Consider the following 12,601-nt stretch of genomic DNA (forward strand, 5'->3'; position numbering starts at 1 on the left):
CGCGGCGAATAACAAGGCGACCCCGTGCCCCGGACTCTTGTGGTGCGCGGGAGTGGGGACGACAACCCACGTGAAGGCATTTTCCATTGAGGGGGAGTTGTCAAAGGTGAGTGGCATCAAAGCGAGCGGTCAGAAGAAACTGATGCTCTTCACCGGCCGAGCCCACCCGGACCTGGCCAGGGAAGTAGCCGACAACCTCCACGTCGACCTCACGCCGACGTCCGCGTACGACTTCGCGAACGGGGAGACGTTCGTGCGGTTCCTGGAGTCCGTCCGCGGCTCCGACGCCTTTGTGATCCAGAGCCACACCGCGCCCATCAACCAGTGGATCATGGAGCAGCTGATCATGGTGGACGCGTTGAAGCGCGCGTCGGCCAAGCGGATCACCGTCGTGGCGCCGTTCTTCGGGTACGCCAGGCAGGACAAGAAGCACCGCGGCCGTGAGCCGATCTCCGCCCGCCTGATGGCGGACCTGTTCAAGACCGCGGGCGCCGACCGGTTGATCACCGTCGACCTGCACACCGCGCAGATCCAGGGCTTCTTCAACGGCCCGGTCGACCACCTGTTCGCGCTGGACCTGCTGGCCCACCATTTCGAGAGCCGCCTGGACACCTCGCAGGTGACGGTGGTGGCCCCGGACGCGGGCCGGGTCCGGGTGACCGAGCGCTGGTCGGACCGGCTGGGCGGCGTCCCGATGGCGATCATCCACAAGAAGCGCGACCCGGACGTGGCGAACGAGGTCAAGGTGTTCGACGTCGTCGGCGAGGTCGAGGGCCGCACCTGCGTCGTGGTCGACGACATGATCGACACCGGTGGGACGATCGTGAAGGCCGCGGACGCCCTGTTCGACCACGGCGCCGCCAGGGTCGTGGTCGCCGCCACGCACGGCGTGCTGTCGGGTCCGGCGGTCGACCGGTTGAAGAACTCGCGTGTCTCTGAGGTCGTGTTGACGAACACCCTGCCGATCCCGGAGGAGAAGCGGTTCGACAAGCTGACCGTCCTGCCCATCGCCCCGCTGATCGCCCGCGCCATCAACGAGGTCTTCTCCGACGGCTCCGTCACCAGCCTCTTCGGCGGACACTCTTAATATTGCGTTCTTCTCCTCCTTCGGGCCTTGGCGGCCCTCCATCGTCGAAGAACGCGGTGCGATCGCTGCATCGCTTCGTCTCGCCTGGGGGCTCGCTGCGTGATCAGGTTTCTCGCAGGCTCGAAACCTGCCTTCGGTCGCGATCGCGAGTGTCAGGGTCGTCGCGGGGTTGCGGTGGTGGCCGGGGTTTGTGCGGAGCGGGTGCGGTGGTGGTTGGAGGTTGTGCGGAGCGGGGGCGCGGGGTGGCGTAGCCGTTACCGGGTCGGGCCTGCGGCTTGGGGTGGGGCTTCGATCGGCTAGACTTTGGCGACCGCGTCTGCTTCAGGTTGTTCAGTGCGTGCCGGTTAGGTCCCGCGCTCCCTGGGTAACGCAATGAGTCTTTGAGTCGCCCGCCCCCGTTGGCGTGCGAGGGTCGCTACTGTCCGTAGCGGACGTCCGATGACCGGACGGCCGTGGATCGCAACAATGAGGAGTCTTCCCCGTGTCCGAGGTACGCATCGCCGCCGAGCCGCGCACCGAGTTCGGTAAGGGTGCCGCGCGGCGCACCCGCCGGGCCGGCAGGGTGCCCGCCGTGCTCTACGGTCACGGCACCGACCCGCAGCACATCTCGCTGCCGGGCCACGACCTGATGTTGGCGCTCAAGACGCCGAACGTGCTGCTGACGATCGAGGGGCTCGGCGACGGCGCCGAGCTGGCGCTGCCGAAGGACGTGCAGCGCGACCCGGTCAAGGGGTTCCTGGAGCACGTCGACCTGCTGCTGGTGAAGCGCGGCGAGAAGGTCGTCGTGGACCTGCCGGTCGTCCTGGTCGGCGACGTGATCGCGGGCGGTCAGATCGCGCAGACGGCGGTGGAGATCTCCGTCGAGACGGAGGCCACGCACATCCCCGAGTCCGTCGAACTGGACATCAGCGGCCTGGAGATCGACAGCCAGGTGCTCGCCAAGGACCTGAAGCTCCCGTCGGGCACGACGCTGGTGGCCGACGACGAGGTCCTCATCGTCCAGATCCGCGACGCGAGCGTGTCGACGGAGCCGGAGGTCGAGGCGGAGGCCGAGGCCGCGGAGGCCGAGGGCGAGGGCGCCGAGTCGGAGGGCGAGTCCGGCTCCGAGTGACGGAGGCGGCGCGCGCCGGGTGACCGGCCGCTGTTTCACGGCCCGTGTTCTGCACGGCCCCCGCGGGTGCGCGCACCGGCGGGGGCCGTTTCGCTGTGGAGGGATCGCGTGAGCGGGGATCTCTGGCTGGTGGCCGGCCTGGGCAATCCCGGGCCTTCGTACGCCAGGAACCGGCACAACGCCGGGTTCATGGTGCTGGACGTCCTCGCCGCGCGGGCGGGCGGGCGGTTCAAGTCGCATCGGGCGCGGGCGGACGTGCTGGAGGGCCGGCTCGCCGGCGCGCGGGCGGTGCTGGCGAAGCCGCGTTCGTTCATGAACGAGTCGGGCGGCCCGGTGAAGGGGCTGTGCGACTTCTACAAGGTGCCGGTGGAGCGGCTGATCGTCGTCCATGACGAGCTGGACATCCCGTTCGGGGCGGTGCGGCTCAAGCAGGGCGGTGGTGACAATGGCCACAACGGGCTGCGGTCGGTCACGAAGTCGCTCGGTACGCGGGACTACCTGCGGGTGCGGTTCGGGGTGGGCCGTCCGCCCGGGCGGATGGACGCGGCGGCGTTCGTGCTGAAGGACTTCTCCGCGGCCGAGCGCAAGGATCTCGATCTCGACGTGGACCGGGCGGCGGACGCAGTGGAGGCGCTGATCACCGATGGGCTGGGCGCGGCGCAGAACGTCTTCCACGCGGGCTGAACCGGCCCCGGAGGCGCGTGGCCGGAACCGAGGTGTGCGGTGTGAATGGGCTGACCGGATCCGGCCATCGGTCGGGACCGTAAGATCCATCGGGCCGATGACCGTGCGCATCGGGGGTGTTGCGCTGCACGTCCGGCCGGGTTTGCCCGACTTGCTGGGGTGATGGGCGTGTTCGGGCCCTGACCATGGCAAAGCGGTCGTAGGATGCTCCTCGATTGAGGTTCATGATGCTTGTGAACCTCAAGCGACGTTCAGCCGTCTTCGGTGTGAATCGCGCTGACGGGGCGTGCGTTACAGGGGATCGGTGAGAGGTTTATGGCCGTCGTTGACAAGGTCCAGGCCGAGTCATCGATCAGCCATGAGCAGGCGCGTGCGACGTTCCAGAGCTGGAGCGGATTGTACCGCCGGGTCGCTGGATACCTCGATTTCCTCAGCATGCTCCTGGCCGGTGTGATCGCCTTCGTGCTCCGGTTCCCCGGGGTGCCGACCGACCCCACGGCGCCGTACGTCGCGCTGACGGTGGCGCTGCCCGTGGTGTGGGTGCCGATACTGATGATGTGCCGGGCCTACCAGCCGCGGTACCTCGGCGTCGGCTACGAGGAGTTCCACCGGGTGCTTCGCGCCGGGTTCATCTTCATGGCGGCGCTGGCGATCATCGCGTACGCCACCAAGACGGAGGTGGCGCGCGGCTACGTCGTGATGGCGATGCCGTTCGGCACGTTCCTGAACATCTTCGCCAGGTACCGGCTGCGCAAGTGGCTGCACCGCAAGCGCTGGAACGGCGAGTGCATGCGCCGCGTGGTCGCGGTGGGGCACCGGACGTCCGTCGCCGACCTCATCCGGGTGCTGCGGCAGAAGCGCTACCACGGGATGGACATCGTGGCGGTGTGCCTGCCGCCCGCGCTGGCCGCGGGCGACGACGCCGTCAGCGAGGTCGAGGGCGTGCCGGTGCTGGGCGACTTCAGCCAGGCGGCCGGGGTCGCCGACCGGATCGGCGCCGACTCGGTGGCGGTGCTGGCCTGTCCGGAGATGGACGGGACGGCGCTGCGCCGGCTGGCCTGGCAGATCGAGCGGAACGACGTGGAGCTGGTGGTCGCCCCCGCGCTGATGGACGTGACCGGCCCCCGCATCTCGATCCGTCCGGTGGCGGGGCTGCCGCTCCTGCACGTGGAGCATCCCGAGCTGGACGGCGGCCGCAAGGTTCTCAAGGGGATGTTCGACCGGACGGCGGCGCTGGGCGGGCTCGTCCTGCTGAGCCCGCTGCTGGCGGTCGTCGCGTTCCTGATCAAGGTGACGAGCGCGGGCCCGGTGATGTTCCGGCAGGTCAGGGTGGGCCGCGGCGGCCGCGAGTTCACGGTGCTGAAGTTCCGCACGATGGTGCGGGACGCGGAGGCCCGCAAGGTCGAGCTGCTGAGGCAGAACGAGAACGACGGCGTGCTCTTCAAGATCCGCGCGGACCCGCGGGTGACCCGGGTGGGCCGGTGGCTGCGCCGCTACTCGCTGGACGAGCTGCCGCAGCTGTTCAACGTGCTGCGCGGCGACATGTCGCTGGTCGGGCCGCGTCCGCCGCTGCCGGAGGAGGTCGCCCAGTACGGCGGCGACGTGTACCGGCGGCTGGTGGTGAAGCCGGGGCTGACGGGCCTGTGGCAGGTGAGCGGCCGCGCCGACCTGACGTGGGAGGAGTCGGTCCGGCTCGACCTGCGGTACGTCGACAACTGGACGCTCGCGCTCGACCTGCAGATCATGTGGAAGACGTGGTCGGCGGTCTTCCGCGGCTCCGGGGCGTACTGACCGCGCGGGGCGATGGGCTCCGGGCGTGCTGACCGCGCCGGTGCCGGGATCGTCCGCCCCGGCGGTGGGCGGTTTCCGGTGCGCATGAGAAAGTTGACCGAGCAGATCAGCCGAGCCGGGAATGTGATCAAGGGATGACGGTGGAAGCGGTGGCGGACGACCATGCGCTGGCGGCGGAGCTCGCCGCGGCGGCGGGACGCCTGCTGCTGGACGTTCGGGACGAGCAGGGCTTCGCCGACGCGCGGGCCCTGAAGGACGCGGGCGACCTGCGGGCGCACGAGTACCTGATGGCGGCGCTGGCGGAGCGCTGTCCCGGCGACGCCGTCCTGTCCGAGGAGGGCCGCTCCGCCGTCGCGGGGAAGCGGGTGGGCGGCGACGACCGCGCCCCGACCCGCAACACGGCCGACGCGGAGCGCCTGACGGCCGACCGGGTCTGGATCGTCGACCCGCTGGACGGCACCCGCGAGTTCTCCGAGGAGGGCCGCCGCGACTGGGCCGTCCACGTGGCGCTGTGGCGGCGCGACCCGTCCGGCGGCGGGGGACGGCTGGCCGCGGGGGCGGTGGCGCTCCCGGCGCAGGGCCTGACCCTCCGGACGGACGCGACCGGCGGCGCCTCCCTCGTCCGGGTCGACCCCGGCGAGCCCGACCCGGTGACGGCCGGGCCGATTCACGGCGGGGGGACGACCCCCCACACCCTCGGGAACGGCTGGGACGCGTCCCGCAGGGGGCAGCCGCGCGAGGTCCCGCTGCACGTCCCGGCGCCGGACGCGGGCAAGCTCCGCATCGCCGTCAGCCGCACCCGGCCGCCCGAGTTCGTCCGGCTCCTGGCGGAACAGCTTGACCTGGACGTCGAGCTGGTGCCGATCGGGTCGGCGGGGGCGAAGATCTCCGCGGTGCTGCTCGGCGAGGTCGACGCGTACGTGCACGCGGGCGGGCAGTACGAGTGGGACTCGGCGGCCCCGGCGGCGGTGGCGCTCGCCGCGGGCGCGCACGCGTCCCGCGTCGACGGGTCGGCGCTGGAGTACAACCGGAAGGACCCCCGGCTCCCGGATATCCTGGTGTGCCACCCTGTGTCGGCGCGGACGCTGCTGACCGGCATCCGGGACGTGCGCGGCGCCCTGCCCGACTGATCCGCCCGCCGGAACCCGCCCCTGCGGCACCCGCTCCGCGGGACCGCCCGGAGGGGCCGTCTCCGGCCAGGCGGGACTGATTCGCGGCGGGCCGGCGTTCGATCCGGGTGTGGCCTCCGTCCCCGTCGGCCACTGGTGCATCTGCCACAACAGCGTGAAAAGAGCCCTTAGACCATGCAGCGTTGCGATTATCTGCTGTCCCAGCTAGACGTCCTTGAGGCCGAGTCGATCCAGATCTTCCGTGAGGTGGCGGCCGAGTTCGAGCGGCCGGTGCTGCTGTTCTCGGGCGGCAAGGACAGCATCGTGATGCTGCGGCTGGCGCAGAAGGCGTTCTGGCCGGCGCCGATCCCGTTCCCGGTGATGCACGTCGACACCGGGCACAACTTCCCCGAGGTGATCGAGTTCCGCGACCGCAGGGTCGCCGACCTGGGCATCCGGCTGGTGGTGGCGTCCGTCCAGGAGTCGATCGACAGCGGCCGGGTGGTGGAGGAGAAGGGGCGGCGCGCGTCCCGGAACCGGCTGCAGACGACGTCGCTGCTGGACGCCATCGAGGAGCACCGGTTCGACGCGGCGTTCGGCGGTGCGCGCCGCGACGAGGAGAAGGCCAGGGCGAAGGAGCGGGTGGTGTCGTTCCGGGACGAGTTCGGCCAGTGGGACCCGAAGAACCAGCGCCCCGAGCTGTGGAACCTGTTCAACACCAAAATCGTCCAGGGTGAGCATGTGCGGGTGTTCCCGCTGTCGAACTGGACGGAGCTCGACATCTGGGACTACGTCCGCCGGGAGGAGCTGGAGCTCCCGCCGATCTACTTCGCGCACGCCCGCCGCGTGTTCGAGCGGGACGGGCTGCTGCTGGACGCGCAGACCGGGTTCGCGAACCGCGGCGACGACGAGCCGGAGTTCGAGGCGACCGTCCGGTACCGGACGGTCGGGGACGCGTCCTGCACCGGCGCGGTGAAGTCGTCCGCCACGACGCTGGACGAGGTGATCGAGGAGATCGCGGCCACGCGGATCACCGAGCGCGGCCAGACCCGCGCCGACGACCGCACCAGCGAGGCCGCCATGGAGGACCGCAAGAAGGAGGGCTACTTCTAATGGCCGCTACCGGGCCCGCGCAGCGGCCGTCCACGGTGAAGAGCATGGATCTGCTGCGGTTCGCCACCGCCGGCAGCGTCGACGACGGCAAGTCCACGCTGATCGGGCGGCTGCTGTTCGACTCCAAGTCGATCTTCGAGGACCAGCTGGAGTCGGTGGAGAAGACGAGCGCCGACCGCGGCGAGGAGTACACGAACCTGGCGCTGCTGACCGACGGGCTGCGCGCCGAGCGGGAGCAGGGCATCACGATCGACGTGGCGTACCGCTACTTCGCGACGCCGCGCCGCAAGTTCATCATCGCCGACACCCCGGGCCATATTCAGTACACGCGCAACATGGTGACGGGCGCGTCGACGGCCGACCTGGCGATCATCCTCGTGGACGCCCGCAAGGGCATCCTGGAGCAGTCGCGGCGGCACGCGTTCCTGACCACGCTGCTGCAGGTCCCGCACCTCGTCGTCGCGATCAACAAGATGGACCTGGTCGACTACGACCAGGGCGTCTACGAGCGGATCGTGGACGAGTTCACCGCGTTCGCCTCCAAGCTGGAGGTGACGGACATGACGTTCATCCCGATCTCGGCGCTGCACGGCGACAACGTCGTCCAGCGCAGCGTGAACATGCCGTGGTACGAGGGGTCGTCGCTGCTGCACCACCTGGAGCACGTGCACATCGCGTCGGACCGGAACCTGATCGACGTGCGGTTCCCGGTGCAGTACGTGATCCGTCCGCACGCGTCCACCGACCCCGAGCTGCACGACTACCGCGGGTACGCGGGGCAGGTCGCGGGCGGGGTGCTGAAGCCGGGCGACGAGGTGGTGCACCTGCCGTCCGGGCTGACCACGACGATCACGCACATCGACGGGCCGCGCGGCCCGGTCGACGAGGCGTTCGCGCCGATGTCGGTGACGCTGCGGCTCGCCGACGACATCGACATCTCCCGCGGCGACATGATCGCGCGTCCGAACAACCGTCCCGAGGTCGCGCAGGACATCGACGCGATGGTGTGCTGGATGACCCCCGACCGCACCCTCGCCCCACGCACCAAGCTGATCATCAAGCACACGACGCGGACCGCGCGGGCCGTGGTGAAGGACCTGCACTACCGCCTGGACGTCAACACCCTGCACCGCGACGAGCAGGCGACGGCCCTGGAGCTCAACGAGATCGGCCGGGTCGCGCTCCGGGTCACGCAGCCGCTGTTCGTCGACGACTACGGCCGCAACCGCCTCACCGGCGGGTTCATCCTCATCGACGAGGCCACCAACAACACCGTCGGCGCCGGCATGATCACCGGCGCCCGGTAATGGCCCCGGTGGAGCGATCAGCGGACTCGATCAGGGTGCTGTTCATCGGGGGGCTCGGGCGCAGCGGGTCGACGCTGCTGGAGCGGATCCTCGGGGAGCTGGACGGCGCGTTCGCGATGGGCGAGGTCGTCCACCTGTGGCAGCGCGGCGTCGTGGACGGCGAGCGCTGCGGCTGCGGCGAGCCGTTCCACGACTGCGAGCTGTGGCGCAAGGCCGGGGAGAGCGCGTTCGGCGGCTGGCCGTCGTTCGACGTCGCCGGCTTCCTTGACGTGAAGGCGTCGGCGGACCGCACCCGGTACATCCCGTCCCTCGCCCGCGCCCGGCTCGCCGACGACCTGCGCGGCCGCGTCGAGAAGCACAACGCCGTCTACGCGCGGCTGTACGGCGCCGTCCGCGAGGTGAGCGGCGCCCAGGTGCTGATCGACTCCAGCAAGTCGGCGTCGCTGGCGCACTGCCTGCGGTGGAGCCCGGACATCGACCTGCGGATCGTCCACGTCGTCCGGGACCCCCGGGCCGTGGCCCACTCGTGGGCGAAGACGGTGCGGCGCCCGGAGGCGGTCGGCGACACGGCGGAGGGCGAGTTCATGGCGCGCTGGTCGCCGGGGAAGACCGCGCTGCACTGGGACGCGCAGAACTTCGGGTTCGACCTGCTGGCCCGGGCGGGGGTTCCCACGTTGCGCGTCCGCTACGAGGACTTCGCCGCCGCGCCCGCCGACACGGTGCGCGGCATCGCCCGCTTCGCCGGACTGGACGGCGCCGAGCCGCCGTTCGCCGACCCCGCCACGGTGGAGCTGAGCGCGAACCACCAGGTGGCGGGCAACCCGATGCGGTTCCGCACGGGACGGGTCGAGCTGCGGGCGGACGAGGCGTGGCGCGAGGCGACGCGTCCCGTGCACCGCGCGCTGGTCACGGCGGTGACGATGCCGATGCTCGGCCGCTACGGGTACCGCCGCCGCCCGAGCGGCTGAGCCTGGCCCCCACCCGGCCCCCACCCGGCTGACCCACCCGGCCCCGCCTGGGCGATGTGTCGTGGTTGTCCGGATGTGGTCTGGGATGCACGGGGGTTCCCGGTACGGCTAGGTTGCTGGTTGTGCCACGTCCACCCCAGCGTTCCGGCCGGTCCCGGCGGTGGCGCCGCCGTGCCGCGCTGGCCGCGACCGCCAGCGTCGTGGCCGGGTCCGGTGCCGTCTTCGTTCTCTACGACGGGGGCGGCGAGGCCGGTGCCCGTCCTGCCGCCGACGTCCGGCGGCCGTCCCCGTCGCTCGGCACGGCCACGTCACGGCCCGCGCCCCGGTCGTCCCCGGCCGACGCCGGTGTCGGTGCGGTGAGCCGGGAGTCCCGCGCGCCGCGTCCACGAGCGTCGGGCGGTGGTGCCTGCGTCATGCGCGCGAACCTCGTGCCCGGCTGCGGCGTCCTGTGGGGTGACAGCCCGGGCATCGACCCGCTCCACGTGCTGGAGGCCAGGCTCGGCCGCCGGTTCGACCTCGTGCACTTCTGGCACGGCGTCGACCAGACGAAGGTGCCGAGCCGCGAGGCGAAACGGCTGGCCGCGCAGGGACGGATCCTGCACATCAACATCGCGTCCCGGCCCTTCTCCGGCTCCGGGTCGGCCCGGTGGAGCGACATCGCCGCCGGACGCTGGGACGCCGCCCTGACCAAGCAGGCCCGAGGCGTCGCCGCCTTCGGCGAGCCGGTGTTCCTGACGTTCGACCACGAGCCCGACACCAAGGCGAAGGCGCGGACGCGCGGCACCCCGGCCGACTTCGCGCGGGCGTGGCGCCGCGTCCACGGCATCTACGAGCGCAACGGCGCGTCCAACGCCGTCTGGGTGTGGGTCCTCACCGGGTACTCCGGCAACCTCCCGCGCGCGGCGGGCTTCTACCCCGGCGACCGGTACGTCGACTGGATCGGCTGGGAGAACTACCTCGGCACCCTCTGCGACGGCCGGGTCTGGGAGAACCGCCGGTTCCGGTCGTTCGAGGACACGTTCAAGCCGTTCTACGACTGGCTCAAGACGGACGGCGCGAAGGCCGGGATCGACCCGCGCAAGCCGTACATGCTCAACGGCATGGCGTCGGTGCGGTTCGCCGATCCCGCGCTGTCCGTGCGCTGGTACAAGCAGATCCCGGGCACGCTGCAGCGCTACCCGCAGATCAAGGCCGTCCAGCTGTGGCAGCCGCCGAAGGGCATGGCCTGCCCGTACCGGCTGATGGACAGGCCCGCCGAGGTCGCCGCCCTCGCGGGTGCGGGCCAGGCCCCCTACACCACCAAGTTCCGCGTCTCCGGCGACTGACCGCCGCCGGAGAGCGGAGGCTCAGACGCCGCGGCCGCGGCGGTGCAGGAACCGGACGATCCGGTCCGCGCCGACGAGACGGCAGGCGATCGCGACGGCCAGGTAGGCGCGCGGCTCCCGCCAGTTCGCCCGGACGGTCCGGCGCACCCACCGCAGCGCGGCGCGGCGGCGGCCCGACGCCGCCTCCGCGAACGCGATCTGCCCGGCGATGCGCCCGTACCCGGCGGGCATGAGCCGGAACTCGGGGAAGCGCTCCAGCAGCCAGGCCAGGGCCTCGGCGATGACCTGCCACCGCTGCGCGAAGTACGACCGCTTGTGCCACAGCACCTCGACGTGCACGTCCGGGACGTTGACGATCGCGGCGTCCCTGGCGGCGCGGAGCAGGAACTCGTAGTCCTCGCCGTGGCTGCCCGGGACCTCCTCGCTGACCAGGCCGATCCGCTCGATCAGCGCGTCCCGGCGGAGCAGGAACGTCGACGGGTGCAGCTCGGTGAGGCGGGAGCGCAGCAGATCGGTGAAGGTGACCTCGGCGCGGTCGAGCGTCCGGTCGACCTTCGTGTCGTCGTACAGCACGCGGATGCCGCAGCAGGCGAGTCCCGCGCCCGGCGCGGACCGCAGCGCCGCGACCTGCGCGGTCAGCTTGCCGGGCAGCCACCGGTCGTCGTCGTCGCAGAACGCGACGAGCTCGCTCGCCGCCGCGAGGATGCCCGAGTTCCGCGCCCCGGCGAGGCCCGGCGCCCGGGTGTTGGACATGACCGACACCCGCCGTCCCGGCCTGTCGACGACGAGCGTGCCGTCGATCTCGCTCTGGTCGTGGACGACGAGGCAGCGGACGTCGCCGGGATAGTCCTGGGCGAGGATCGAGTCGAGCGCGACGCGCAGCAGCTCGGGCCGGTCGCGGGTCGCGACGACGACGGTCACGCCCGGGAATTCCTCCGGCTCGCCGCCCTCGTCCGCCTTGCCCGCCTGGTTCGCCTCGCTGAGCGTCTCGCCGGACGTCTCGCCGGACGTCTCGCCGGGCGTCTCGCCGGGCGTCTCGCCGGGCGTCTCGCCGGGCGTCTTGGCGCGGACGTTCATCAGGGTGTCGATCAGCGAGCCGGTCCGCTGGACGGCCGCCGCCTGGACGGCCCCGGAGTCGCCCTCGGCCAGCAGGAACGCGTCCGGTTCGTCGAGGAGGCGGTCGAGCCGCGTGCGGAGGTCCTTCTCGGTGGCGCAGGCGGCGACCAGGCCCTTCTCCTCGATCCGGCGGAGGAAGTCGATCTGGTGGCCGTCCACGATCTCGTCGAGGGCGGGGTCGCGCGGCACGATGACCGGCAGCCGGCCGAGGCGGCGCGCCTCACCGATCGTCGACGCGCCCGCGTGCGTCACCACGGCGGACGCCCGCCCCATCAGCTCCAGCAGCTCGACATGGTCGAGGAAGTCGCGGGGCTCGGCGTGCTCGGGCGCCCGGGACGCGCCGTGCTGGACGACGCAGCGGACCCGGCCCCGCCCCATCTCGTCGAACCAGCGGTCCACCCACTCGACGAGCCGGTCGAAGCGGTGGTGGTCGGTGCCGACGGTCACGAGCACCAGCGGACGATCGTTCACAGCAGGTTCCCCACGACGACGGAGTTCGGGTAGAAGCGGCGCTGCTCGTCCCACTGGATGAGGAAGAGCGACGCGAAGGGGCGGCACAGCCGTCCGGTCAGGGTGGGCGAGTCGATGCGGTCGTACACCTCGATGTACACCGACGGGATCCGCATCAGCTTGGCCAGGACGAAGAACGGGAGCGCGACGCCCGCGCCCGTGGACACGACGACGTCCGGCCGCGACCTGCGCAGCAGCCGCCAGGCGAGCCTGGTGTTGCGGAGCAGGTTCGGGATGTTGCGGGTGGTGGGCTGGTAGGCCCAGGACACACGCTCGCCGTCCAGCAGCGACTCCGCGTGCCGGGACTCGAACGTCACCCAGGAGCGCTCATGCGGACGCCACCAGGGTTCGAGGGCCAGCAGCTGCGTCAGATGGCCGCCCGCGGACCCGATCAGCAGGACATGTCTTCCGGTCGGTGGCATTGGACTCCTTCACGGGCGTGGGGTGGGGGAGGAGGCTTCGGGGGAATTCCGGGGGGAG

The 12,601-nt window shown here is 71.4% G+C and carries 11 protein-coding genes; 9 read left to right on the forward strand and 2 right to left on the reverse strand.

The genetic code is table 11. The features are described 5' to 3' along the window. The first annotated feature begins 106 nt into the window (after nt 1–106). The 9 genes from ACH34T_RS17510 (at nt 107) to ACH34T_RS17550 (ending at nt 10,495) form a co-directional block, all read left to right on the forward strand. On the forward strand, nt 107–1,087 hold the full coding sequence (locus ACH34T_RS17510) for a ribose-phosphate diphosphokinase (RefSeq protein WP_395993185.1): 981 nt from the start codon (nt 107–109) through the stop codon (nt 1,085–1,087). A gap of 481 nt (nt 1,088–1,568) precedes the next feature. Then, the gene (locus ACH34T_RS17515) at nt 1,569–2,198 is read left to right on the forward strand and encodes a 50S ribosomal protein L25/general stress protein Ctc (RefSeq protein WP_395993186.1); all 630 of its coding nucleotides are present in this window, start codon (nt 1,569–1,571) and stop codon (nt 2,196–2,198) included. Between the two features lie 108 nt (nt 2,199–2,306). Next, the gene (gene pth, locus ACH34T_RS17520) at nt 2,307–2,882 is read left to right on the forward strand and encodes an aminoacyl-tRNA hydrolase (RefSeq protein ID WP_395993187.1); all 576 of its coding nucleotides are present in this window, start codon (nt 2,307–2,309) and stop codon (nt 2,880–2,882) included. 315 nt (nt 2,883–3,197) lie between these two features. Then, a complete protein-coding gene (locus ACH34T_RS17525; RefSeq protein ID WP_395993188.1) occupies nt 3,198–4,673 on the forward strand; it encodes a sugar transferase in 1,476 nt (491 codons plus the stop codon). Nucleotides 4,674–4,807: 134 nt separating this feature from the next. Next, nucleotides 4,808–5,803, forward strand: coding sequence for an inositol monophosphatase family protein (locus ACH34T_RS17530; protein WP_395993189.1), 996 nt, complete (start codon nt 4,808–4,810; stop codon nt 5,801–5,803). Nucleotides 5,804–5,977: 174 nt separating this feature from the next. Further along, complete coding sequence (gene cysD / locus ACH34T_RS17535) at nt 5,978–6,895, forward strand: sulfate adenylyltransferase subunit CysD (RefSeq protein ID WP_395993190.1); 918 nt, start codon at nt 5,978–5,980, stop codon at nt 6,893–6,895. Continuing rightward, nucleotides 6,895–8,202 (forward strand): sulfate adenylyltransferase subunit 1, encoded by a 1,308-nt coding sequence (locus tag ACH34T_RS17540; protein WP_395993191.1) that lies wholly within the window; start codon nt 6,895–6,897, stop codon nt 8,200–8,202. The genes cysD and ACH34T_RS17540 overlap by 1 nt, the downstream gene beginning before the upstream one ends. A gap of 8 nt (nt 8,203–8,210) precedes the next feature. Further along, entirely contained in the window at nt 8,211–9,170 is a 960-nt protein-coding gene (locus ACH34T_RS17545) for a sulfotransferase (RefSeq protein WP_395993192.1), read from the forward strand. Between the two features lie 122 nt (nt 9,171–9,292). Beyond that, nucleotides 9,293–10,495: a glycosyl hydrolase gene (locus tag ACH34T_RS17550; protein WP_395993193.1), complete on the forward strand. Its 1,203-nt coding sequence runs from the start codon at nt 9,293–9,295 to the stop codon at nt 10,493–10,495. Nucleotides 10,496–10,516: 21 nt separating this feature from the next. Here the strand turns inward: ACH34T_RS17550 and ACH34T_RS17555 are convergent, their stop codons facing one another. After that, the gene (locus ACH34T_RS17555) at nt 10,517–12,082 is read right to left on the reverse strand and encodes a glycosyltransferase (protein ID WP_395993194.1); all 1,566 of its coding nucleotides are present in this window, start codon (nt 12,080–12,082) and stop codon (nt 10,517–10,519) included. After that, nucleotides 12,079–12,543 carry a PssD/Cps14F family polysaccharide biosynthesis glycosyltransferase gene (gene pssD, locus ACH34T_RS17560; protein WP_395993195.1) on the reverse strand — a complete coding sequence of 155 codons (465 nt, stop codon included), beginning with the start codon at nt 12,541–12,543 and terminating at the stop codon, nt 12,079–12,081. The genes ACH34T_RS17555 and pssD overlap by 4 nt, the downstream gene beginning before the upstream one ends. Between the last annotated feature and the right edge of the window lie 58 nt (nt 12,544–12,601).

The organism is Actinomadura sp. 9N215 (genome assembly GCF_044326345.1).
Lineage (GTDB): Bacteria > Actinomycetota > Actinomycetes > Streptosporangiales > Streptosporangiaceae > Spirillospora.

Coding starts and splice junctions, on each gene's coding strand:
- ACH34T_RS17525 (WP_395993188.1), top strand. CDS start 3,198: ATGGCCGTCGTTGACAAGGTCCAGGCCGAGTCATCGATCAGCCATGAG.
- ACH34T_RS17540 (WP_395993191.1), top strand. CDS start 6,895: ATGGCCGCTACCGGGCCCGCGCAGCGGCCGTCCACGGTGAAGAGCATG.
- pssD (WP_395993195.1), bottom strand. CDS start 12,543: ATGCCACCGACCGGAAGACATGTCCTGCTGATCGGGTCCGCGGGCGGC.
- ACH34T_RS17530 (WP_395993189.1), top strand. CDS start 4,808: ATGACGGTGGAAGCGGTGGCGGACGACCATGCGCTGGCGGCGGAGCTC.
- cysD (WP_395993190.1), top strand. CDS start 5,978: ATGCAGCGTTGCGATTATCTGCTGTCCCAGCTAGACGTCCTTGAGGCC.